The organism is Rubrobacter marinus (assembly GCF_011492965.1).
Classification (GTDB): domain Bacteria; phylum Actinomycetota; class Rubrobacteria; order Rubrobacterales; family Rubrobacteraceae; genus Rubrobacter_F; species Rubrobacter_F marinus.
This window is the reverse complement of the sequence record NZ_CP045121.1, coordinates 947,764-969,894: the sequence shown is the minus strand read 5'-3', so window position 1 is coordinate 969,894 and position 22,131 is coordinate 947,764. Positions and strand designations below refer to the sequence as shown.

The 22,131-nt window shown below is 68.7% G+C and carries 22 protein-coding genes and 1 pseudogene; 4 read left to right on the top strand and 19 right to left on the bottom strand.

The genetic code is table 11. The features are described 5' to 3' along the window. Positions 1-91 precede the first annotated feature (91 nt). The 7 genes and pseudogenes from GBA65_RS04855 to GBA65_RS04825 form a co-directional block, all read right to left on the bottom strand. Entirely contained in the window at positions 92-475 is a 384-nt protein-coding gene (locus GBA65_RS04855; protein WP_166395620.1) for a HEPN domain-containing protein, read from the bottom strand. Continuing rightward, positions 472-813 carry a nucleotidyltransferase family protein gene (locus GBA65_RS04850; RefSeq protein WP_166395619.1) on the bottom strand — a complete coding sequence of 114 codons (342 nt, stop codon included), beginning with the start codon at positions 811-813 and terminating at the stop codon, positions 472-474. Before GBA65_RS04850 ends, GBA65_RS04855 begins: the two co-directional genes overlap by 4 nt. Before the next feature lie 149 nt (positions 814-962). Next, positions 963-1,901 carry a dihydrolipoamide acetyltransferase family protein gene (locus GBA65_RS04845; protein WP_166395618.1) on the bottom strand — a complete coding sequence of 313 codons (939 nt, stop codon included), beginning with the start codon at positions 1,899-1,901 and terminating at the stop codon, positions 963-965. A gap of 298 nt (positions 1,902-2,199) precedes the next feature. Continuing rightward, positions 2,200-2,325, bottom strand: a pseudogene (locus GBA65_RS26110) (biotin/lipoyl-containing protein); the annotation flags it as partial. A 35-nt stretch (positions 2,326-2,360) separates the two neighbouring features. After that, positions 2,361-3,353, bottom strand: coding sequence for an alpha-ketoacid dehydrogenase subunit beta (locus GBA65_RS04835; RefSeq protein ID WP_166395617.1), 993 nt, complete (start codon positions 3,351-3,353; stop codon positions 2,361-2,363). A gap of 3 nt (positions 3,354-3,356) precedes the next feature. Further along, positions 3,357-4,436, bottom strand: a complete 1,080-nt coding sequence (locus GBA65_RS04830; protein ID WP_166395616.1) for a thiamine pyrophosphate-dependent enzyme — start codon at positions 4,434-4,436, stop codon at positions 3,357-3,359. A 170-nt stretch (positions 4,437-4,606) separates the two neighbouring features. Beyond that, positions 4,607-5,161 (bottom strand): non-canonical purine NTP pyrophosphatase, encoded by a 555-nt coding sequence (locus tag GBA65_RS04825; RefSeq protein ID WP_166395615.1) that lies wholly within the window; start codon positions 5,159-5,161, stop codon positions 4,607-4,609. Between the two features lie 62 nt (positions 5,162-5,223). Between GBA65_RS04825 and GBA65_RS04820 the strand changes: the two genes are divergently transcribed. The 4 genes from GBA65_RS04820 to GBA65_RS24990 are packed head-to-tail and all read left to right on the top strand — an operon-like array spanning position 5,224 to position 8,119. Beyond that, positions 5,224-5,802: a hypothetical protein gene (locus GBA65_RS04820; protein ID WP_166395614.1), complete on the top strand. Its 579-nt coding sequence runs from the start codon at positions 5,224-5,226 to the stop codon at positions 5,800-5,802. A gap of 28 nt (positions 5,803-5,830) precedes the next feature. Next, complete coding sequence (locus GBA65_RS04815; RefSeq protein WP_166395613.1) at positions 5,831-7,147, top strand: aminotransferase-like domain-containing protein; 1,317 nt, start codon at positions 5,831-5,833, stop codon at positions 7,145-7,147. A 16-nt stretch (positions 7,148-7,163) separates the two neighbouring features. Beyond that, the gene (locus GBA65_RS04810; RefSeq protein WP_166395612.1) at positions 7,164-7,988 is read left to right on the top strand and encodes a D-alanine--D-alanine ligase family protein; all 825 of its coding nucleotides are present in this window, start codon (positions 7,164-7,166) and stop codon (positions 7,986-7,988) included. Next, positions 7,985-8,119: a hypothetical protein gene (locus GBA65_RS24990; protein WP_166395611.1), complete on the top strand. Its 135-nt coding sequence runs from the start codon at positions 7,985-7,987 to the stop codon at positions 8,117-8,119. The genes GBA65_RS04810 and GBA65_RS24990 overlap by 4 nt, the downstream gene beginning before the upstream one ends. Before the next feature lie 4 nt (positions 8,120-8,123). On the opposite strand, the gene GBA65_RS04800 is transcribed toward GBA65_RS24990, so the two are convergent. The 12 genes from GBA65_RS04800 to GBA65_RS04745 all read right to left on the bottom strand — a co-directional run bounded on the left by GBA65_RS04800 (position 8,124) and on the right by GBA65_RS04745 (position 22,114). Then, positions 8,124-8,468, bottom strand: coding sequence for a GYD domain-containing protein (locus tag GBA65_RS04800; RefSeq protein ID WP_166395610.1), 345 nt, complete (start codon positions 8,466-8,468; stop codon positions 8,124-8,126). Between the two features lie 154 nt (positions 8,469-8,622). Then, on the bottom strand, positions 8,623-9,483 hold the full coding sequence (locus GBA65_RS04795) for a carbohydrate ABC transporter permease (RefSeq protein WP_207956153.1): 861 nt from the start codon (positions 9,481-9,483) through the stop codon (positions 8,623-8,625). Beyond that, positions 9,471-10,427 (bottom strand): carbohydrate ABC transporter permease, encoded by a 957-nt coding sequence (locus GBA65_RS04790; RefSeq protein WP_207956152.1) that lies wholly within the window; start codon positions 10,425-10,427, stop codon positions 9,471-9,473. Before GBA65_RS04790 ends, GBA65_RS04795 begins: the two co-directional genes overlap by 13 nt. Then, complete coding sequence (locus GBA65_RS04785) at positions 10,427-11,671, bottom strand: ABC transporter substrate-binding protein (protein ID WP_228281876.1); 1,245 nt, start codon at positions 11,669-11,671, stop codon at positions 10,427-10,429. The genes GBA65_RS04790 and GBA65_RS04785 overlap by 1 nt, the downstream gene beginning before the upstream one ends. 490 nt (positions 11,672-12,161) lie before the next feature. After that, complete coding sequence (gene trmFO / locus GBA65_RS04780; protein ID WP_166395609.1) at positions 12,162-13,484, bottom strand: methylenetetrahydrofolate--tRNA-(uracil(54)-C(5))-methyltransferase (FADH(2)-oxidizing) TrmFO; 1,323 nt, start codon at positions 13,482-13,484, stop codon at positions 12,162-12,164. A 356-nt stretch (positions 13,485-13,840) separates the two neighbouring features. Continuing rightward, the gene (locus tag GBA65_RS04775; protein WP_166398342.1) at positions 13,841-14,662 is read right to left on the bottom strand and encodes an SDR family oxidoreductase; all 822 of its coding nucleotides are present in this window, start codon (positions 14,660-14,662) and stop codon (positions 13,841-13,843) included. A gap of 162 nt (positions 14,663-14,824) precedes the next feature. After that, entirely contained in the window at positions 14,825-15,559 is a 735-nt protein-coding gene (locus GBA65_RS04770; protein ID WP_166395608.1) for a TVP38/TMEM64 family protein, read from the bottom strand. 42 nt (positions 15,560-15,601) lie between these two features. Next, entirely contained in the window at positions 15,602-16,765 is a 1,164-nt protein-coding gene (locus tag GBA65_RS04765) for a YVTN family beta-propeller repeat protein (protein ID WP_166395607.1), read from the bottom strand. 128 nt (positions 16,766-16,893) lie between these two features. Then, entirely contained in the window at positions 16,894-17,769 is an 876-nt protein-coding gene (locus tag GBA65_RS04760; protein WP_407691039.1) for an HpcH/HpaI aldolase/citrate lyase family protein, read from the bottom strand. 53 nt (positions 17,770-17,822) lie between these two features. Next, positions 17,823-19,130 (bottom strand): (Fe-S)-binding protein, encoded by a 1,308-nt coding sequence (locus tag GBA65_RS04755; protein WP_166398341.1) that lies wholly within the window; start codon positions 19,128-19,130, stop codon positions 17,823-17,825. Positions 19,131-19,413: 283 nt separating this feature from the next. Further along, a complete protein-coding gene (locus GBA65_RS04750) occupies positions 19,414-20,646 on the bottom strand; it encodes an FAD-binding oxidoreductase (RefSeq protein WP_166395605.1) in 1,233 nt (410 codons plus the stop codon). A 13-nt stretch (positions 20,647-20,659) separates the two neighbouring features. Beyond that, the gene (locus GBA65_RS04745; protein WP_166395604.1) at positions 20,660-22,114 is read right to left on the bottom strand and encodes an FAD-linked oxidase C-terminal domain-containing protein; all 1,455 of its coding nucleotides are present in this window, start codon (positions 22,112-22,114) and stop codon (positions 20,660-20,662) included. Between the last annotated feature and the right edge of the window lie 17 nt (positions 22,115-22,131).

Sequence of the window (22,131 nt, the reverse complement as noted above, 5' to 3'; positions counted from 1 at the left end):
AACGCGCTAGGGGGGGCGTGCCCGGTCCGGGCCGGGTGCTCCTCCCGTTCTTCCTCGGGGGTTCGGCGGTCAGATGCTAAGAATCGGTGTCCTAAACGCTGTGCCGATCTAGATACTCTTGTGCAGCGGCGAGGAAGGTTTTCCCCTCCTCGATCACCTTGCGCGTTTCTCCAGCGTCTATGGCAAGTTCCACGGTGTAATCTGCAGCTTGACGGATAGAGAAGGCATAGTCCAGTAAGCGGTGGAAGCGGCGGTCCAACCTCTCCTCTTTGGCGAAGAGTCGCCCGTACTGCGAGATTACCTGTCCGTGCCGGGAGAAGCGTAACCCCTCTGACAGCAGCAGCGCCTCAGCGACGTAAAAGCAGCCGTAGTAAGCGCGAGATGCGGCAAAATCTGGGCTTCCTGCTTCGAGCAACAATACGGCTGCAGAGAAGGAGCGCTCGGCCTTGTGCAGAAGGGCCCGTACCTGGCTCAAGCTACCGCTACACCCTCGCGACGGACGTTTCGCACGAAAGGTTCCCCGGAGTTGCGGTAGTAGGTAAGGCTAACTGGTAGAAGCGAGACAGTGTACCCCGCTTCCAGTGAGAGAGGCCACTTTACCTCCTCAGCACGCACGAGTTCCCGTACTGTATCGACTTCGCCATCGAGCAGGAGCAACACATCTACGTCGCTGCCTTCGTCGGCCTCCCCGCGGGCGTAGGAGCCGTAGAGCACTAGCCCCCGGTAGCGCTCGCCGTAAAGGTCCTTCAGGCCACGACCGAGCTTATTTAGGAGCTCCGAGAGCTCTTCCGCCGAAAGCTTGCCTCCGTTCACCCGTAAAGCTCCAGTCGCCTGTTCCCTATCGTCCGCATTATAGTCGGAGGCAGGGGTACACCTCTAAGGACACAACCCCGGCCACACAAAAGAGGCGCCCCCGGGATGACCCGGAGACGCCTCTTGAGTAGCTAGGGATGGGCCAGCCCCTAGACCATCAACAATACCGGGTTCTCCAGGGTGCGCTTGACCTCGGACATGTAGAGGGCGCCGTCGCGGCCGTTGGCGATGCGGTGGTCGGCCGAGAGGGTGAGCTTCATCATGTTGCCGGGGACGATCTCGCCGTTCTCGTCGTAGACGGGGCGCCGCTCGATGCTGGAGACCGCCACGATCGCCGCCTGCGGCGGGTTGATGATCGCGGTGAAGCTCTCTATCCCGAACATGCCCATGTTGGAGACGGTAAAGGTCCCGCCCTGGTACTCCTCGGGCTTGAGCCCGCCCTCTCTCGCCCGGGCCGCGAGGTCCTTCGACTCGCGGCTGATGGTCGCGAGCCCCTTGGAGGCGATGTCGCGGATCACGGGGGTGATGAGGCCCTGGTCCAGGGCGACCGCCATCGCCATGTCGACCTTCTCGTGCAGCTCGATGCCGCGCGTGGTGTACAGGGCGTTGAGGTTCGGGTAGTTCCTCAGCGCCACCGCGCACGCCTTCATCACGAAGTCGTTGACGGAGAGCTTGAGGCCCTCGCCTTCGAGCTGCGCGTTGAGCTGCTTTCTCAGCGCCATCGCGGCGTCCATACGTACCTCCACGGTGGCGTAGAAGTGCGGGACGTGCTGCTTGGCCTCCGTCATCCGCTCGCCGATGACGCGCATCATCCTCGTGGGCTCGACGAGCGTCGTCCCCGGCGCCTCGGTGGGCTCGGGGATGCGCGCCGGCTGGAAGCCCTGCATCTGGGCCTGCTGCGAGGTCGGCTGCTCCGGCGCCTCGACGGAGGCCTGGGCCGCGCCGTCGGCCTGCTGCCCGTCGGCCCTCGCCTGCGCGGTGCCGCTCTCCATGGCGGCCCTGACGTCCCGCTCGACGATGCGTCCGGCGGGCCCGGAGCCTTCTATGCGCGAGAGGTCGAGGTCGTTCTCGCGGGCGAGGCGCCGCACGATCGGGGAGGCGCGGAAGTGGCCGTTGCCGCCCGCTCCTGCCCCGTCGGGGAGCCGGTCTCCGACGCGTCCCCGGCCGCCTGGGTCTCACCGCCGCCGGTCTGGGGCTGGCGCGGATCGCCCTGCTCCTCCGTGGCGGTGGCCTGCCCGCCGCCGGTGTCGTCGCCCCCTCGGCCTGGGCCTCCTCCTGCTGGCCCCCGCCGCCCTTCTCGGGGACCTCCTCGCCCTCGCCGGCGATAAACGCGATCGCCTGGCCGACGGGGACGTCATCGCCCTCGCTCACCATCAGCTGCGCCAGGGTGCCCGAGTCCTCGGCCTCGATCTCCAGCGTGACCTTATCGGTCTCGATCTCCGCGATCGGGTCGCCCTCGGAGACCTCGTCGCCCTCGCTCTTGAGCCACTTGAGGAGGGTGCCCTCCTCCATCGCGTCGCCCATCTTGGGCATGATGACTTCGGGCATTACGCGCTCACCTCCTGGTACAAGACCTGCCGCGCGGCCTGGGCGACCGCCTCCTCGCTCGGGAAGGCCGCGAGCTCCAGGTTTCGGGCGTACGGCGCCGGAACCTCCGCCCCGCTCACCCTGATCACCGGCGCGTCGAGGTAGTCGAAGGCCTGCTCCTGGATGATCGAAGCCACCTCGCTCGCCACCCCGAACCAGCGCCACTGCTCTTGTACCGCGACCGCCCGGTGCGTCTTCTTCACGCTCTCGACGATCGTCTCGGAGTCGAACGGGCGCAGGGAACGCAGGTCTATGACCTCGGCCGAGACGCCGTCCTCTTCCTCCAGCTTCTCGGCGACCCGCACGCACAGGTTCACCTGGCGGCCGTAGGAGATGAGCGTGACGTCCGTCCCCTCGCGCGCGACCCTGGCCTTACCGAACTCCACGGCGTTGTCCCCGTCGGGGACCTCGCCCTTCGTCCCGTACAGGGCGCCCGCCTCCAGGAAGATCACCGGGTTGGGGTCGCGGATGGCGGTGAGCATCATCCCCTTGGCGTCGTTCGGCGTCACCGGGCTGACGACCTTGAGGCCGGGGAAGTGGCCGTACATGTTCTCCAGGGAGTGCGTGTGCTGGGCGGAGAGCTGGACGCCGCCGCCGTTGGGGCCGCGGATGACCAGCGGCACCTCGACCTGTCCGCCGGAGAAGTAGCGGACCTTGGCGGCGTTCTGGATGATCTGGTCGGCGGCAAGAAACGAGAAGTTCCAGGTCATCATCTCGACGACGGGCTTGAGGCCGAGCATCGCCATCCCGATGGCCGCTCCGGTGAAGCCGCCCTCGGCGATCGGGGTGTCTATGACGCGCTTCTTGCCGAAGCGGTCGAGGAAGCCGTCGGTGATGAGGTGGGTGCCGCCGTAGACGCCGATGTCCTCGCCCATGAGGAGAACCTTCTCGTCGCGCTCCATCTCCTCGGCCATCCCGGCCCTGAGGGCCTCGCGGTAGGTCATCTCGGGCATGGGCTACCCTTCCTCTCCGGTGTAGACGCCGCCGCCGGTGTAGACGTCGGTGTAGAGCTCCTCGAGGGGCGGCTCGTCCGACTCGTCGGCGAACCGGACGACCTCCTGGATGGTCTCCTTCATCTCGTTCTTGATCTCCTCGATGCCGTCCTCGTCGACGACTTCGCGCTCGATGAGCTTCTGCTCGAGCTGGCCGATGGGGTCGCGCTCGCGCCACTGCTTGATCTCGTCCTTCGTCCGGTACTTCTCGAAGAAGTCCGCCGCCCCGTGCGGCGCGGTCCGGTAGGTGAGCGCCTCGACGGCGTAGGGCTTGCCGGTCTCGCGGACCCGATCTGCGGCCCTGTGGGCGACCTCGAGGACGGCCTCGATGTCCATGCCGTCGACCTTCTCGTTCTCGACGCCGTAGGCGTCGAACTTGGCGGCGAGGTCGGTCATGGCGGTGGTCCGCTCGACGCTCGTCCCCATCCCGTACTGGTTGTTCTCGACGATAAACAGGCAGGGGTTCATCCCGTCCTTGCCCCACAGCCCCGAGAGGTTGACCGCCTCGTGAAAGGCCCCGTTGCTTATGGAGCCGTCGCCGAGGTAGAGCTGGGTGATGTGGTCGGTCTCCTCGTAGCGCTGCGCGTAGGCGAAGCCGACCCCCAACGGTATGTGCCCGCCGACGATGCCGTAGCCGCCCATGAAGCCCTTCTCGACGTCGAAGAGGTGCATGGAGCCGCCCTTGCCCTTGACGATCCCCGTCCCCTTACCGTAGAGCTCGGCCATGACCGCCTTGGGGTCGCTGCCCAACAGCAGGACGTGCGGGTGGTCCCGGTAGGCGGTGATGACCCGATCGCCCTCCTTGTAGGCGTCGAGGAAGCCCGTCGCGACGGCCTCCTGCCCGATGTATACGTGCAGGTAACCGCCGATCTTGCCCTGCCTGAAGCCGCGCTGCGTGGCCTCCTCGAAGGTCCGGATCAGGACCATCTTCTTGTAGAGCTCGACGAGCCGGTCTCCGTCGGTCGCGACCGAGCCGCCCCCACCCTGCTGCTGCTCCTGGGTCTCTACCGCACCGTCCGCCGTGTTTTCGCTCTCCGCTGGCACTGTGGCCCCCTTCCCTTTGAACGAAGCTTTGTACAGCCCACAGAATACCAAACGGCGCCTTCTCGCAAACTCAGCTTGGGAACGCGGTTTGTGGCGCATCGTCCGGCTCGTACCGGCCGCCTCGGAGTACCCCTCGCCTCGTCTCTACGCAGGGGCCGCCGGGACTCCTGCTAGCCCCGCATCAGGGCGGCGCGGGCGGCGCGGAAGGCCCGTGCCCGGTGGGAGTCATCGTTCTTGCGGGCTCCGAGCTCGGCGTAGGTCTCCCCACCGGGGGTCTCGGGGACGAAGATAGGGTCCCACCCGAAACCGCTCCCGCCCCTCGGGGAGGGGGCGACCAGGCCCGGCACCTCGCCCACGAAGACCTCCCCCCCGCCGTCCGGGAGGCTCACGGCGAGCGCGCAGACCGCGCGGGCGGAGCGGTCCTCGTAAGCGGCGAGCATCTTGAGGAGGCCCTCGTTGCCGACGGATCGGAGAAACCACTTCGTCAGGGCGCCGGGGAGGCCGTTCCACGCCTCGAAGACGAGGCCCGAGTCCTCGACGAGGATGGGGTGCGGCGGGTCCTCGAGGGCGGCGCGGGCGGCGCGGGATTTCTCCAAGGCGACCTCGGCGACGCTCACGGCCTGCGGCTCGGCGAGGTCGAGGGCGGCGCTGCGTAGATCTATACCGAGGATCTCGCGGGCCTCCCGCAGCTTGTTCTCGTTGGAGGTGACGAAGACGGCTCTCATCGCTCGAAATCTACAATACATACGCCCGCTGTGTTACAGTCGCGCCCATGCGCGAGGTGAGGGTGGAGAGCCTCCATAAGCTCGAGACGGCGGGTGACGGGGTGCGCCTCGTCGCCAACTCCGGCGAGCTCGCCCTCGTCTTCGGGCAGGGGGTGTGGGAGGCCCTCGGCAAACTCTCCCTGCCGCTGGAGCCCACGGAAGACGAGCTCGCTGAGCTCGAGAGCCTGAAAGCCGGGCTCGCGGAGCACGCCGGGCAGAACGGGTTCGCCACGGTCGTGGAGGACGTGCCCTGCGGCGCCTCCCCGGAGCGCTTCGACCTCGTGCTGCGCCCTTCGGGTCCCTTCGCCCTCACGACGGGGTACGTCTTCGCGCCGGTGGTGAGGCGGGAGCAAGTCGCGCGGCTGGAGGCCTGCCTCTCGGGCGAGACCTTTGTGGAGGGGGCGTACCTCGTTGGGGCCGTCGCCGAGGAGGGGGCGTTCTCCGGGGGCGGCGGGGACGAGGGCGTAAAGGTGCTCTCCGTGCGGGGCCGCTCCTGCTCCTCCAGCCGCTTCGAGCTCGCGCCCGAGCTCTGGCGGGTCCTCTCGGAGGACCTCGGGTGGAGAAACGTGGAGCTCGTCGCCCCGGTGGGCTCCGAAAGATGACCTCGAAAACGAACAAAAGGACGCATAAGTGCCGCTCGTAGATCTCGACCGCTTCGACTTCCTGTACGCCAACCGGGTCAAGGGCATGAAGAGCTCGGCGACCCGCGACCTGATGGCGACGCTCTCGAGGCCGGGCATCATCTCGCTCGCCGGCGGCTTCCCCGACACGAGGGTCTTCGGCGAGGAGGCGTTCCGCGAGATCAGCGCGAACGTCGCCGCCGACTCCGCCCAGGCGCTCCAGTACGGCCCGACGTCGGGGTTGGAGGGCATCAAGGACGTCATCGTTGACGTGATGGAGGCCGAGGGCACGCGGGCCTACGCCGAGGACATCTTCCTCACCACGGGGGCGCAGCAGGGCCTCGACCTCGTCGGCAAGGTCTTTCTGGACGAGGGCGACGCGGTCCTGTGCGAGGGCCCGAGCTACGTGGGCGCCCTGAACGCGTTCGCGGCGTACCGGCCGCGCATCCTGCACGTCCCGATGGACCGGGCGGGCATGATCCCCTCGGCGGCCCGCGAGGCCCTCAAGAAGGCGCGCAAGCAGGGCATCCACGTCAAGTTCATCTACACCGTCCCGAACTTCCAGAACCCCGCGGGCGTCACGCTCGCGGCGGAGCGACGGCTCGAGCTTCTGGAGATAGCGCGCGAGTACGACCTCGTGATCCTGGAGGACAACCCCTACGGGATGCTCCGCTTCGAGGGGGAGCCCGCGCCGACGATAGCGTCGCTCGAGCAGCGGAGCGGCGAGACGGACCGCGTGATCTACCTCGGCACGTTCTCCAAGATCTTCGCCCCGGGCGTGCGCCTCGGCTGGGTCCACGCCCAGCCCGGAATCCTGCACAAGATCAACATCGGCAAGCAGGGGGCGGACCTCTGCTCGTCGAACCTCTCGCAGATGCTTATCCACTCGTACTTCAAGCACGCGGACTGGCGCGCTTACGTGAAGCGCCTGACGCTCTTGTACAAGGAGCGCCGCGACGCGATGCTCGACTCCCTGGCCGAGTTCATGCCGAACGAGGTCCACTGGACGCACCCGGAGGGCGGGCTCTTCGTGTGGGCGACGCTCCCCTCGTACATCGACGCGACGGCCATGCTCCCGAGGGCCGTCGCCAAGAACGTCGCCTACGTCCCCGGCGAGGGCTTCTACGCCAACGGGACGGGCAAGAACTGCATGCGCCTCAACTTCTCGTTCGTCGAGCCCGACAAGATCCGGCGGGGCATCGAGCTCCTGGCCGAGGTGGTGCGCGAGCGGATGGAGCTGCGCGGCGACCTCGAGCGGGGCTCGCGCACGGGCGACCGTCTCGGCGAGAGGCGCTCCTCCTCCGCCGTCGGCACCGACCGCCGCTAGGACGGGGAGGGGCACGGTGGCGCGCGTAGCGGTCCTCAGGGGCGGGCACTCCATGGAGCGGGACGTCTCCCTCGTCACGGGCAGGCGCGTCGCCCACGCCCTCGAGCGCCTCGGGCACGAGACCTACCCCCTAGACGTCGAGGAGGCGACGACGGAGCGGCTCATGGAGCTCCGCCCGGACGCCGCGTTCGTCTGCCTGCACGGCAAGGGCGGCGAGGACGGGACGGTGCAGGCGCTCCTGGAGACCCTCGGGATACCGTACACCGGGAGCGGCCCCCTCTCCTCCGTCCGCTGCATGGATAAGGACTACGCCAAGCGCGTGCTCCTGGCAAAGGGCATCCCGACCCCGCCGTTCCGGACCTTCCTCCGGCGCGCGATGCACGAGATGGGCGCCGCCGCGGCCCTCGACGTCGCGGCCGAGTACCTCGGCTACCCGCTCGCCGTCAAGCCCGCCCGGGAGGGCTCGGGGCTCGGGCTCACGCGCGTCGAGGAGAGGTCCGGGCTCGTCGACGCCGTCTACGAGGCCTTCGGCTACGACGCCAAGATCATCCTGGAGCGCTGGGTGTCGGGGACGGAGGTCGCGATCCCGATCGTCGAGCCGACCGGCGAGGAGCCCCAGGTGCTGAACCTCGTCGAGATACGGCCGCGCGGCGGCGCGTACAACTTCGAGGCCAAGTACACCCCGGGGGCGACGGACTTCGCGATCCCGGCCGAGGTCGAGGCGGACGACGCCAGCGTCCTGCGGGAGACGGCGCTGGAGACCTACGCCGCGATGGGCTGCTCGGGCTTCGCCCGCGTCGACACGATCCTGGAGGGCGACACCCCTGGGTCCTCGACGTGAAGACCATCCCCGGCTTCACCGAGACCTCGACCCTCCCTCTGGCCGCCGAGGCCGCGGGGCTACGGTTCGACGCCCTGGTGGAGACGATCCTCGAGGGCGCGCTGCAGAACGAGGCCCCGGCGAAGCTGTAGCCCCCTAGCTCGGCGTCGGCGACCAGAGCGTCGGACCGGGGTACGCCTCCGCCTTGGCCCTGCGCATCGCCTCCATCGTCTCCTCGACGCTCATCAACGCCGTGGTCTTCGTCGCCCTGAGATGGCCCGGCGAGATGGCCGTGAACAGGATGGACGCGGCCGTCGCCTCGTTCGGGGCCTCGAAGATGACGACCCCGTCGTACTCGCCCATGCAGTAGTAGAAGGAGAGTACGCGCCCGCCCAGCTTCTCCGCATGCTCGGCGAAGACGGCCGCCCTGTCCTCCGGCTTCTTCACGAGCGCCTTCCACGCCTCGGCGGTGTAGGCGAACTGCGTCATGTATGCCGACACGGCTTACCTCCTCACTCGGTTGCCCGACACGCGCCCCGCAAGGGCCGGCAGCGTCGCCCCAACCTCGCACGCCGCCGCTCATGTAGCAATTATATCTATATACGGGTCGTAGGGGAAGGTTCGGCTCCGGCGGGGCCTCGGGGGAGGCGCCGTTCTACCCCTTCAGCCCCCCGGCGGTGAGGCCGTCGATGAAGCGGCGCTGGAGGAGCAGGAACAGGACTACGACGGGGAGCATGATCAGGATGCTCGCGGCGCTCGTGAGGCCCCAGTCCTGGCTGAACTGGCTCTGGAAGGCGAGGAAGCTGGTCGAAACCGGTTTGAGGGCGTCGTCCTGGATGAACGTCACCGCGAAAAAGAACTCGTTCCACGCCCCGAGGGCGCTGACGAGCGCGATCGTCAGGAACCCCGGCCAGCTCAGGGGCAGGACCACGCGCGTGAAGACCTGCCACTCGCTCGCCCCGTCGATCCGGGCGGCGTCCTCGAAGCCTCTCGGTAGGGCGACGAGGTACGAGCGGAGGAGGAGCGTGGCGAAGGGCGAGAAGATCGCCCAGTAGATCACGACGAGCCCGAAGAGCGTGTTCGTGAGCGTCAGGGTGTTCCACAGAAAGAAGAGCGGCACCAGAAAGAGCTGGAACGGGAGCGCGCTCGCGACGAAGAGGTAGAGGAGCACCCCGTCGGTGCCGGGCAGGTCGAGGCGGGCCATCGCGTAGGCGGCCATCCCGGCGATGACGCAGACGCCGACCACGGTGCCCAAAGTGAGGATCGTGCTGTTCACCAGGGTCGTGGCGAAGTTCCCCTGCGCCCAGGCCGTCGGGAAGTTCTCGAAGACGGGCGAGGTCGGCGGGCCAAGGGGGTTACGCCCGACCTCCGCGTTCGACTTCAAGGAGTTGAAGACCAGCACCAAAAGGGGCGCCAGGGCGAAGAAGGCGAGGGCGGAGAGGACGACGTAGTAGGGGATCTTGGAGGGCTCGCGCCCGGCGCGGCCCCGCCGTTCGGCGACGCTCAAATCTCCCACCCCTTCCTCCGGAGGTAGAGGAACAGCAGCACTATGAGGCCGCCCATGAAGCTCATCCCGATGCCTAGAGCCGCGGCGTAGCCGGCCTCGAAGCGGACGAAGGCCTCCTTGTACATCAGGGTGGCGACCACCTCGGTGGCGCCGGCCGGGCCGCCCTGCGTGATGATGTAGATGTAGTCGAAGACGAGCAGGGAGGAGATGATCGTCATGAGGACCACGAAGACGAGCGTGGGCCGTATGCCGGGGAGCGTGACGTTTAGAAACTGCTGCCAGCGGCCCGCGCCGTCCATCTTCGCGGCCTCGTAGAGCTCCTTGTCGACCGACTGCATCGCGGTCAGGAAGAGCAGCACCACGAAGCCCCACCAGTGCCAGTTGTCCACGAAGGCGACCGTCGGCAGCGCGAGGTTCTGGTCGCCGAAGAACGAGACCCCGTCCAGCCACGGGATGCCTATGCCCGCCAGCGCCGAGCCGACGCCCCGGTCGGGGTCGAGGATGTTCTGCCACAGCGCCGCGTTGACCACGCTCGCGACGACGTAGGGGACGAAGTACGCGACCCTGAAGAACATCTGGAAGCGGGTTATGCGCGAGAGCAGGAAGGCGCCGAGGAGGCCCATCGCGATCGGGACGGTCAGAAAGAAGACCGTCCACAGGACGTTGTGCCACAGGGCCCCGTAGAAGTCCCCGTCCGAGAGGATGTCCCGGTAGTTCTCGAAGCCCACCCACTCGGCGGCCCCGAGCCCGGACCAGTCGGTGAACGAGTAGTAGACCGTGGCGAGCGCCGGGCCGAGGATGACGAGCACGTTGACGGCGACCAGCGGCAGCATGAACGCCCAGGCGATGAGGCGCTTCTTCCGCTCCAGGCTGCTCCCCGGACGGAGCTTCCCCTTGGCCGGACGGCCGTCCTCGGCGGGGCCCCTCAGACTCGGGGGCTGCGCGGTATCCACTAGGCGTTCCTCGGCTCGAGTATCGGTGGCACTTCTCCCTCCTCCATGTCTTCCCGGAAGACCTCGTCGAGGCCGGCGCAGTACTCCGCGGGCGTCATGTCCGCGGTGAGGACCTTCTGGATCTCCTCGTAGAGGTACAGCTCTGACTTGGCGGGCCAGAACGTCCAGGCGGTGTAGCCGAAGTTCCCGCCCTCGGTCGCCTGGCTCAGCGCCGCGAGGTGGCGCGCGACGCGGTCGTCCATGCTCGGCGGGAAGTCCGACTCCTGGAGCGGTATGGGCACGTTGAACGCGCTCGGCACGTCGGCCATCCACCGCGTCGCGCGCGCCGTGTCCGAGAAGAGGTAGTCGATAAACTTCGCGGCGGCCTCCGGGTCCTCCGAGGCGCTGTTTATGGAGAGGGTCGAGCCGATGCCGAGCTCGTAGAGCTCCGGCGGCACGCCCTCCCGGAGCGGCGGCAGCGGGGCCCAGTCCCAGTCGTTGCCGTTCCCGGCGGCGTCCCCGAAAAACTGGTCTATGTTGGACATGAGCCAGGAGCCCTCCATGTTCATCGCGGCCCCGCCGTCGCCGAACTCGGCGTGAAAGGCGTCGAAGCCGTTGGAGAAGAACCGCTCCGTGCTCCCGCCGAACCAGCCGTTCCCGACGTAGCGGGCGAAGAGGTCGATCGCCTCGACGAAGATCGGGTCCGTGAACGACGCCTCGCCGGTGAGCACCGCGTAGAGGGCCTCGGGGCCGGAGTAGTGGTTCCAGAAGACGGTGGGGAACCACTCGACCGCGGGCGGCTCGTCTCCGATGCCGGCGGCGAACGGCACGATGCCCTGTCCCATCGCCTCCTCGGCCAGCCCCTCGAGCTCCTCGCGGTCCGTCGGCGGCTCCCACCCCTTCTCCTCCATAAGGGTCCTGTTGTAGAAGAGGAGCATGGTCTGGAACTGGTTAGGCACGACGTAGAGGTTCTCCCCGAAGCGCCCGAGGTCCAGGGCCCAGCCGAGCATTTTATCGCGCCACCCGTACCGCTCGGCGTACTCGTCGAGGGCGGCGAACATGTTGGCGTCGACGTAGTCGCGGGCGTACGCCGGGCCGGGGGTGGGGATGAGATCCGGCCCCTGCCCGCCCTGGAGCGCTATCCTGACGAGGCGGTCGAGGTCCTCGGGGGGCTGGTACGTGACCGCGAGGTCTATGCCGGGGTTGGCCCGCTCGAAGGGCCTCTCGACGTTCTCGGGGAAGTACGCCTGCCCGTCCTCCTCCAGGTTGCTCCACAGCGAGAGCTCCCCCGGCCGCCCCGCGCCCCCGCCGCCGCACCCGGCGAGCAGGCCCCCGGCGAGCCCCGCCCCAAAACCGCCTTCCCCCCGTTCGCCAGAAAGCGCCGGCGCGTCATACGACTAGGGCGATGCATAAACCCCGTCTTCCACACAAAGACATCGGCCCGAAGACCGGCTCGATGTCCTACCGAAACCTTGGAGAAAGCCCGTTCGGCCGAGGTCCCGCTCTTCCGCGATCCCTGAGGCACCCGTGCGAAGCACCCGCCCTCCGCTCCCCAACACACCCGACCTCCAACCGCTCGCCCGCGCTATCACCCGGTACCACGAGGCACGGGAAATGTAACAGAAGGTTCCGGAGACTACTAATACGGGCCTCCGTTGCGATCCGGCGCGCGACGGGAGGCCCGTGGTGGCCTGGTTGTTCCCGGTGCTCCGGGGGCGCTCCCGCGCGGCAGACGAAGCCGTCCGGCGGCTCTCTCTAGGCGGTCGCCCCCGCGGGCTCCCCGGCGAACTCCTCGAGCGCGTCGAGCGCCATGCGGGCCTGGCGCCGGCGGCGCTCGGGCTTGGTGAGGCGCTTGCCGGCCTCCTTCTTCGGGACGGTGGGGACGAGGCCCCAGTTGGAGTTTATGGGCTGCAGGGTGCCGTCCTTGACGGTGATGTAGTGGGCGAGCGCCCCGATCATCGTGCCCTGCGGGAGCTCTACGGGCTCCAGGCCCCGCGCCACCCTCGCGGCGTTCGTGCCGGCGATGTGGCCCATCGCGGTGCTCTCGGTGTAGCCCTCCACGCCGGTGAGCTGGCCGGCGAAGAACAGCCGGTCGTTCCCCTTGAGGCGCATGGTCGGCTCGAGCATCTTGTTCGAGGGGAGGTACGTGTTGCGGTGCATCACGCCCATGCGCGCGAAGTCGGCGTTCTCGAGGCCCGGGATCATGCGGAAGACCCGCTTCTGCTCGCCCCACTTCAGGCGCGTCTGGAAGCCGACCATGTTGAAGAGGCGGCCCTCGGCGTCGTCCTGGCGGAGCTGGACCACGGCGTAGGCCTCCTTGCCGGTCCTCGGGTCCGGGAGCCCCACCGGCTTCATCGGGCCGAAGCGAAGCGTCTCGGGGCCGCGGCTCGCGATGACCTCGACGGGGAGGCAGCCCTCGAAGTACATGTCCTCCTCGAAGTCCTTTATCGGCGAGAGCTCGGCGGTCGTGAGCGCCTCGATAAAGGCGTAGTACTCGTCCGCCGTCATCGGGCAGTTCAGGTAAGCCGCCTCACCCTTGCCGTAGCGGGACGCGAGGAAGACCTTCTCCCCATCCAGCGACTCGCGGAAGAGGATCGGGGAGGCCGCGTCGTAGAAGAAGAGCGTCTCGCCCGAGAGCGCCATGATCTCCCTCGCCAGCCCGTCCGAGGTCAGGGGGCCGGTCGCGACGACGGTGGGGCCGTCGGGGAGGCTCGTCGCCTCCCTTCGGACGACCGTTATGTTCGGGTGGGCGTGGACCCTCTCGGTGACGGCGCGAGGGAAGTCCTCGCGGGCGACGCCGAGGGCGCCGCCGGCCGGGACGCGGTGCTCCTCGGCGCAGCGCAGGATCACGGACCCCAGGCGCCTGAGCTCCTCCTTGAGGAGCCCCGAGGCCGTCTCCAGCGACGTGTTCCCCAGCGAGTTGGAGCAGACGAGCTCGGCGAAGAACTCCGTGCGGTGGGCCGGGGTCTCCTTGACCGGCCGCATCTCCCAGAGCTCGACCGAGCAGCCGGCCTCCGCCGCCTGCCACGCCGCCTCGCTCCCCGCGAGCCCGCCACCTATAACCGTTACGTCGGCCATGCGTTCACCGTCCAAGCATCTCTGTAAAGTAGGTCCCTCGACCGGCATATTCTACGCCAGGGAGGCGGCTTGTCAGGTCCGGGCCTCCGCCTCGCGTGAGCGAAGGCGTTCGTGTGGGAGACCCGCAAGCACCCGGGCACGGTTGAGGGGGGAGAGCGTTCGACCACCCCAACATGCACCGTCGCGTGCAGGGCCGGCACAGGCGGTACCGATCCGGAGACATGGCTTCGCGCCTTGCGGGTGGATGGGAAGGCAGCGGACGGACCGATCAACGCGGGCACGCCGATCCCGAAGATCCCACGACAACGACGAGCGCCGCCCCGTGACCCGGGCGGCGCTCGCGGAGCTCGGGGTGGCTAAGAGCCGTGTGCCTCGAGGGCGACGGGCTGCCACTCGTTCCACGTCGCCAGGCGCGACTCGTAGTCCTCCGTCGCGATCCCGAGCGGCGCCTTGCCGAAGAAGACCCGCAAGGGCGGCTCCTCGGCGTCGACCACCTTGAGGATCGCGGCGCGGGTCGCCTTCGGGTCGCCCGGGTCCTTGGCCGACGGGCGCCTCGACGCCGCCTCGCGGACCTCGGCGTAGGCCGGGTTCTCCTCGCTGCGCGTCGCCGACGGTCCGGACCAGTCCGTCGAGAAGCCGCCCGGCTCGATGAGGGTCACGCGGATGCCGAAGCCCGCGACCTCCTGCGCCAGCGACTGCGAGAAGCCCTCCAGCGCCCACTTCGACGCGTGGTAGGCGCCGACGGTGGGGAACGCGCTGATGCCGCCGATGCTCGACACCTGGATGATGTGCCCCGAGCCCTGGGCGCGCATGATCGGCAGCGCCGCCTGCGTGACCCACAACGCGCCGAAGAGGTTCGTCTCCATCTGAGAGCGCGCCTCGTCCTCCGTCAGCTCCTCGATCATGCCGAAGTGGCCGTAGCCGGCGTTGTTTACGACGACGTCGAGCGCGCCGAAGTGCTCGGCGGCCTTCCGTACGGCCTCGAAGCCCGCGCCGCGGTCCGTGACGTCGAGCCTAATCGGCAGGACGGCGTCGCCGTACTCCTCGACGAGGGCGTCCAGGGTCTCGGGCCTGCGGGCCGTCGCGGCGACGTTGTCCCCTCGTTCCAGGGCGGCCTCCGCCCACTCACGTCCGAAGCCCTTCGATGCGCCGGTGATAAACCAGGTCTTGGTCAAGATGACTCCCGTCTTCTCGAACAGTTACGACCATAAAGCTATACCCCATCACCGATCTGTCGAGGCCATGGGCCATGGTTTCCCGAAGCCCCCACCCCGGGAGGCACCGATTCCGGGGGAGGAGACGGCGAACGGCGGGATCCACGCGCCGGGCGTCGCGCGGCCTTACGGGGCGATCCTGCCGCGCCTCCTGCGCCGGATGAGGGCGGCGACCAGGACGCCCGCGATTATGACGGCCGAGGAGAGCAGGAAGAGGCGGACGTGCTCGGGGGCGCGGTGGCCCAAGTAGGAGTAGACGAAGGTCTGGGGGAAGACGCCGAGGGCCGTAGCACCCAGGAATCTTCGGAACCTCATCTGCGTGATCCCGGCGGCGTAGGAGATGACGTCGAAGGAGATGCCGGGGACGAGGCGGGCGACGACGACCGCGTACAGCCCCCACCGCGCGAACCAGCGGTCCGCCGACTCAAGGCCGGACCTCCCGACGATCACCTCGACCGGGACCCTCCCCAGAGCGCGCGCGATCCAGAAGCAGACCGCCGCCGCTAAAGTGTGCCCGAAGAGGCTCAGGGCCCAGCCCCAGAACGTCCCGAAAGCGAGCCCGTTGGCGAACGTGACGACGAACGAGGGCAACGGGGCCGCGAGGGATTGCAGGACCATCAAGAACGTCGACGCGACCGGCGCCCAGGCCCCGTACGAGAGGATGTACTCCCCGAGGGCCCCCACGTCCCCGCTCGCCAGGATGCCCGCGCCCTCCCTGACCTCGCCGCGAAAAGCCTCCGAGAGCCAGTAGAGCACCCCGAACACGGCCCCCGCCCCGGCCACGCTCCCGAAGCGCAGGAGCCGGATCGCCCTTGGGGAGATGCCGGCGTGCCCCTCCGTAACGCCGGCGCGCGAGGCCACGAGGCTTTGTAAACGGTCCTCGGAGGAGCGCAAGCGCGGGGCCTAGCGGTAGACGCCGTTGTGCCCCAGGCTAAAGCGCCCGGGGTTCGGGAAGTACGCGATGCCGTGGGGCTCGGCGCCCGTGTAGATCGTGCTCAGCAGCTCGCCGGTCTCGGTGTCCACGACGTAGACCGCGCCGTCGAAGCGCCCCGAGACCCAGAGCTGGCGGCCGTCCGGGGAGAGTTGGAACATGTCCGGGGTGCCGCCGGTCGTCCAGGTGTCGACGATCTCGCGCGTCGCGAGGTCGAGGACCGTGATCGTCCCGTCGAGGCGGTTGCTCACGTAGAGGGATTTCGTGTCCCGGCTGATCTGCAACCCGTGCGCCCCCTGCCCCGTCGGGATGAACTCGACCTCCTCCATCGTCTCGGGGTCGATCACGGAGAGGCCCATCGTCCCCTGGTTGGCGACGTAGAAGACCGAGCCGTCGGGGGAGAGCTTGATGTCTATGGGAAGCCCCCCGACCTCGGCGTGGTCCACGAGCTTCATCCCTTCCACGTCGACCTTGGAGACGACCCCGCTCCACTCGCTGCTCGCCAGGAGGTAGCTCCCGTCGGCCGCGAAGTCGATGTGGTCCACGCCGGGCCACGGGACGTACACGCTGCCGAGGATCTCCCAGGTGTCGGCGTCGCGGAACTCGAGCGTCTGGATGCGCTCGGCGACGACGACCGCCGTCTCGCCGTCGGGGGTGTAGTAGAAGTTGTACGGGAAGGGGGCCTCGATGGTCTCCTTGGGCCGCCCGGTCTTCGGGTCTATGACCGTGAACGTGCCGGAGGCCTCGTTGTTGACGTAGAGTTCCGTCATGTCCCAGGAGGGGGTGACGTGGTAGGGGAGCTCCCCCACCGCGTAGCTGTCCACGATCTCGAAGGTCTTGGGGTCTATGACGCTCACGGTGCCGTCCACGACGTTCGGCACGTAGACCCTCTCGGGGATGCCCCTCAGGTCCTCCCTGACCTCGGAGCCCATCGCGCCCGCGTAGACGTTCTCCACGGGAGCCCTCCGGCTGGCCTCGTGTACCTCTGCCGTGGCTTCGGGCGGCTCGGCCCCGGTCTCGCCTCCCGCCGGGGCCGGAGGTTCCTCCTCGGCCGCGGGGGCCGCTGGCTCCTCGGTGCCGGCCGTCTCGTCGCCCTCGGGGGCCGTGGTGGCGTCGGGGGAGGCGCAACCCGTCACGAGTAAGGCCGCGCAGGCTACAAGCAAGAGAGCGAGTAGGTGCTTGTGGATAAGACCCCCCATCTTGCAAAGAGTATTACACGCTCTCCCATACCGCGCAGCCCCTGCCCGCGGGCCTCTTCGCACATCTAACCTTTGGGCGGCGCCTCCGAGGAGCCCGCAAGATCCAGGGTGTTCCGGGCCATCCTGATGGAGGCGGCGTCGACCATCTTGCCGTCCACGCTTATGGAGCCGGAGCCCGCGGCCTCGGCCTCCTCGTAGGCGGCGACGACCTTCTCCGCCCACTCGACCTCCTCCTCCGTCGGCGAGAAGAGCTCGTTGACGGCCCCGATCTGCCCCGGATGGATGCACCACTTGCCGTCGAAGCCGATGGAACGGGCGAGCAGACAACTCTTGCGCAGGCCCTCCTCGTCGCGGAAGTCGGCGACGGGGCCGTCGACGGCGCGCAGCCCCGCGGCGCGGGCGGCGACGACGATCCGGTGCATCACGTAGTGGAAGCGGTGGCCGGGGTAGAGGTCGTCCCACTCGTCCGCCGTCCCGATGCTGGTCTGGGGCATGCGGACGCTCGCGGCGTAGTCCCCGGGGCCGAAGTGGAGCGCCTCCAGGCGGTCCGTCGCCCGCGCTATCGCGTCGATGTTCACGAGGCCGAGGGCCGTCTCTATCTGGGCTTCGAGCTTTATCCCGCCGGGCGCGAGCCCGCGGGCCGCCTCGACGCCGCGCAGCAGCGTGTCGAGGGTGGCGAGGTCCTCCGGGCGCTCGACCTTGGGGACGAGGATCAGGTCCAGGCTCTCCCCCGCCTCCTCCGCCACCTCGATCACGTCGCGGTAGAAGTACGGGGTGTCGAGCGCGTTCATGCGGTACATCGACGGCCTGCCCCGCCAGTCCAGCTCGGAGACCGCGCGGATCACGTTCCCGCGGGCCTCGGCCTTCTGGCCCGGGGCGACGGCGTCCTCGAGGTCGAGAAAGAGAAGGTCCGCCCCGGAGGACAGACCTTTCTCTACCATCTTCGTGCTAGATGCGGGGACCGCCAGAACGGAGCGGGAGACCCTCACCGTCCCTACCTGTTCAGCAGCAGGGTCTCGACGGACTCGCCGCGTATCGAGGCGTCGAGGACCTCCATGGGGTGGGCCATCGGCATGGAGGTGCCCATGCGCTTGAGGCTCGCCTGGATCTGGAGCATGCAGCCCGGGTTGGAGGTGACGACCATGCGCGCCCCGGTGTTCAGGACGTTCGTCGCCTTGCGGTCGCCGAGCTCTGTTGCGGGCTCGGGCTCGACCATGTTGTAGATGCCGGCGGAGCCGCAGCAGAGCTCGGCCTCCTTGATCTCCCGGACCTCCATCCCCGGGATCTGCTTGAGCGTCTGCCTCGGCTGCTTCCTGATCCCCTGCGAGTGCGCGAGGTGGCAGGCGTCGTGGTACGCCGCCGCGACCGGCATCGGCTGGCGCTCGGCGACCGGCCCGAGCTCCTGCAGAAACTCCGAGACGTCGCGGACCTTGGCGGAGAAGTTCCGGGCCTTCTCGGCGTAGGCGCGGTCGTCGCGCAGGAGGTAGCCGTACTCCTTGAGGGTGGAGCCGCAGCCCGCGGCGTTGATGATGATCCGGTCGACGCCCGAATCTTCGAACTCGTCGATAAGCTTGCGCGCGAAGGCCTGAAACTCCTCCTCGCGGCCCGCGTGGACGCTCAGGGCGCCGCAGCAGCCCTGGGCTTTGGGCGTCACGACGTCGCAGCCCTCGGCGTTCAGCACCCGCACGGTGGCGGCGTTGACCTCGGAGAAGAAGACGCGCTGGACGCAGCCCTTGATAAAGCCGACCGTCATGCGCTTCTCGCCGACCGCGGGGCTGAACTCGGGGACCTCCTGCTGCTTCGTGAGCATCGGCATGAGGGCCTCCATCGCGCGCATGCGCTTCGGGAGGACCTTCATCAGGCCGGCCTTCTTCAGCTTGTCGCCGACGCCGAAGCGCTGGTAGAGCTTCAGGGGGGCGGCGGCCACGCGCAGGCGGTTCGGGTAGGGGAAGAGCTGGAAGATCATCTCGCGGAACGCCTTGTCCTGCGCCGTCCGCTCGTAGCGGCGCTCGACCTGCCCGCGCGTCGCCTCGATAAGCTTGTCGTACTGGACCCCGGAAGGACAGGCCGTCACGCAGGCCATGCAGCCGAGGCAGAGGTCGAAGTGGCGGACCATCTGGTCGTTGAGGGGCTCCTCGTTGAGGCCCTTGTTCATGAGGTAGATGCGCCCGCGCGGGCTGTCCATCTCCTCGCCGAAGAGGACGTACGTCGGACACGTCGGCAGGCAGAAGCCGCAGTGGACGCAGTCGTCTATGAGGTCCTTCTCCGGCGGGTGGTGGTCGTCGAAGGCCGGGAAGATCACGCTGCCCGACTCGGTCTTGCGCCCGATGCCCACCGTCTGCTTGACGGCGCCGCGCGAGGCGAAGGTGTCGTCGGGGAGGTCTTCCGTGCTCCCGGCGCCTACGGCGTTCGCCGCCGCCTGGTCCTGGCTCGTCGATGAGGAGACGCCTCGCCTCTCGGTGGCGTCGGTCGCGTCGTACGGGTTCCCGTCCTGGCGCGGGTCGAGCGAGTCGTTACGGTTGTCCACTAGAGGCCTCCCACGAACCTACCCGGGTTCATGATGCCCCGGGGATCGAACTTCTCCCTTACGCGGCGGGTGAGCTCGAGCCGGGTGCCCATCGGCCCCAGGTCTCGACCCGCCTCTTGAACGACAGCGGGGCCCCGCGCACGACGACGCTCCCGCCCCTCCTGACCCAGATCTCCCTGAGCTCCTCCGTGACGGAGACACGTGCGTCCTCGTCCCCGCCGGAGAGCCCGACGTAGAGGACGCCGATCCCGGCCTGCCCCGTGATCCGGGGCGCGTCCAGGCCCCTCCGCGAGCAGGCGCCCAGGGTGGAGTCGAGCACGCCCGTGAGCTCGGCGGGCGGGAAGGCTATCTTCAGCGCGACCTCTTCGCCGCTGCCGGGCGAGCCCGGCGGGGCGTAGGGCCCGAGGTCGTCGACCTCCTCGTCCGAGAGCGTCCGCGTCTCGCCGAAGCCCTTGAGGAGAAACTCGGCCTCCTCGGCCTGGGCCTCGGCGGCGGGCGTTATCCCTTCGAGGAGGACGGTGAGGAGCCCATGCCCCTCGCCCCAGTGGAGCTCGACGGCGCTCGGGACGAGCTGCGAGTGCATGATGGCCTGGGCGGCCTGTCCCGCCGCGGCGGAATCCCCGAGCTCGACGGCGACGGTGCGCGCCGCCTCGGGGCGGGGGTGCAGCCGGAAGTTGGCGGTGGCGATCACGCCCAGGGTGCCTAAGGAGCCGGTGAAGAGCTTGCCGAGGTCGTAGCCCGCGACGTTCTTGACGACCTTGCCGCCGGCCTTGGCGACCGTCCCGTCGGGGAGGACGACGGTGACCCCGATGATGAGGTCCCTTATCGTCCCGTAGCGGTGGCGCCTGGGCCCCGAGGAGTTGGCGGCCACGATCCCGCCGACCGTCGCCCCCGCCGCGCGCTCCGGCGGGTCGACGCCGAGCATCTGGTCGGAGCCGGCGAGCCTCTCCTGGAGGTCCTGGAACCTGATGCCGGTCTGGACCCTCACCACCTGATCCCCGGGGACGTGCTCGATCACCTCGTTCATCCTCGCCGTGCTGACGATGAGATCGAGCTCGCGCGGCGGGTTGCCCAGGGACGAGCTGGTGCCGCCCCCCCTGGGCGCGACGGCGAGCCCCTCGTCGTTCGCGAACCTCATCAGCGCGCTCAGCTCCTCGACGGAGCCGGGCTCGGCGACGAAGGAGGGCCGGACGCCGTCTATCTCGTCCGAGCCGTTCGCCTCGCGGGCGTTCGCCTCGCCGACGATGCCTTGCAGGTCCCCCAGGGAGACGTTGTTCGTGCGCGTATCCATATCAGCGGCCTCCCTAGAAGTTCTCTGCGAGGCCGGCCTTCTGGACCGGGTGCATGTGGAACGGTCCGGGCTTCTCGCCGCAGAGGCGCGGGGTCGGGAAGACCTTGCCGGGGTTGCAGATGTGGTGCGGGTCGAAGGCGCACCGGAGAAGCTGCATGGTGTCCATGTCCTCCGTCGTGAACATCTTCGGCATGTACTTCATCTTGTCCCGCCCGATGCCGTGCTCGCCGGTCAGGGAGCCGCCGTGCTCCAGGCAGGTCATCACGATCTCGCCCGCCAGGTCCTCGGCCTTCTCGGCCTCGCCGGGGACGTCGTTGTCGTAGAGCACCAGCGGGTGCAGGTTCCCGTCGCCGGCGTGGAAGACGTTCGCGACGCGCATCCCGTACTCCGAGCCGAGCTCGCTGATGCGCTTGAGGGTGGCGCCGAGCTCCGTGCGCGGGACGACCGCGTCCTGGACGTAGTAGTCGTTGGCGATGCGGCCCATCGCGGCGAAGGCGGCCTTGCGCCCCTTCCAGAACAGCGCCCGCTCCTCGTCGTCCTGGGCGATCCGGATCTCCGAGGCGTTCGCCTTCTCGCAGATCTCGATGGTCTGGTCGAACTGGCTCGAGACCTCCGCCTCGGGCCCGTCGAGCTCGACGATGAGGACGGCCCCGGCCTGCGGGAAGCCAGGATGCACGGCGGTCTCGACCGCCTCGATGCACAGGGAGTCCATCATCTCGATCGCGGCCGGCACGATGCCGGACCCTATGATCCCGGAGACGGCGTCCCCGGCCTCCTCCGTGTCCTTGAACGCCGCGAGCAGCGTCTTGACGGAGGCGGGCTTGCGCACGACGCGCAGGGTTATCTTCGTGGCGATCCCGAGCGTCCCCTCCGAGCCGACGAAGGCGCCCAGAAGCTCGTAGCCGGGGGCGTCGGGGGCCTTGCCGCCGCCGATGTTGACCATCGTGCCGTCGGGGAGCACGACCTCGGCGCCCATGACGTGGTTCGTGGTGAAGCCGTACTTCAGGCAGTGGACGCCGCCGGAGTTCTCGGCGAGGTTGCCGCCGATGGAGGAGACGATCTGGCTCGCCGGGTCCGGCGCGTAGTAGTAGCCCTCGTCGGCGACGGCCTGCGAGACCCAGATGTTGATGACCCCCGGCTCGACGACGACCCGCTGGTTGGGGATGTCGACCTCGAGGATGCGCCGCATCCTGGAGAGCACGATCAGGACGCCCGACTCGACCGGCAAGGCGCCGCCGGAGAGCCCGGTGCCCGAGCCGCGCGCGACGAACGGGATGCCCTCGTCGTGGCAGTACCGGACGATCCTCTGGACGTGTTCCGCGGTCTCGGGGAGGACGACGATCTCGGGGATTACCCGGTAGTTCATCAAGCCGTCGCACTCGTAGGCGCGGAGCTGCTCGCGCTCGGAGATCACCCCCTCCGGCCCCAGAATCTCGGTCATGCGGTCCACAAGCCGACTGCTAGCCATACCCACGTCCCTTCCCT

What these genes read in the sequence shown, in the direction of transcription:
- GBA65_RS04760 (WP_407691039.1), bottom strand. Translation starts at nt 17,769, where the DNA reads ATGGTAGAGAAAGGTCTGTCCTCCGGGGCGGACCTTCTCTTTCTCGAC.
- GBA65_RS04745 (WP_166395604.1), bottom strand. Translation starts at nt 22,114, where the DNA reads ATGGCTAGCAGTCGGCTTGTGGACCGCATGACCGAGATTCTGGGGCCG.
- trmFO (WP_166395609.1), bottom strand. Translation starts at nt 13,484, where the DNA reads ATGGCCGACGTAACGGTTATAGGTGGCGGGCTCGCGGGGAGCGAGGCG.
- GBA65_RS04825 (WP_166395615.1), bottom strand. Translation starts at nt 5,161, where the DNA reads ATGAGAGCCGTCTTCGTCACCTCCAACGAGAACAAGCTGCGGGAGGCC.
- GBA65_RS04750 (WP_166395605.1), bottom strand. Translation starts at nt 20,646, where the DNA reads ATGGATACGCGCACGAACAACGTCTCCCTGGGGGACCTGCAAGGCATC.
- GBA65_RS04835 (WP_166395617.1), bottom strand. Translation starts at nt 3,353, where the DNA reads ATGCCCGAGATGACCTACCGCGAGGCCCTCAGGGCCGGGATGGCCGAG.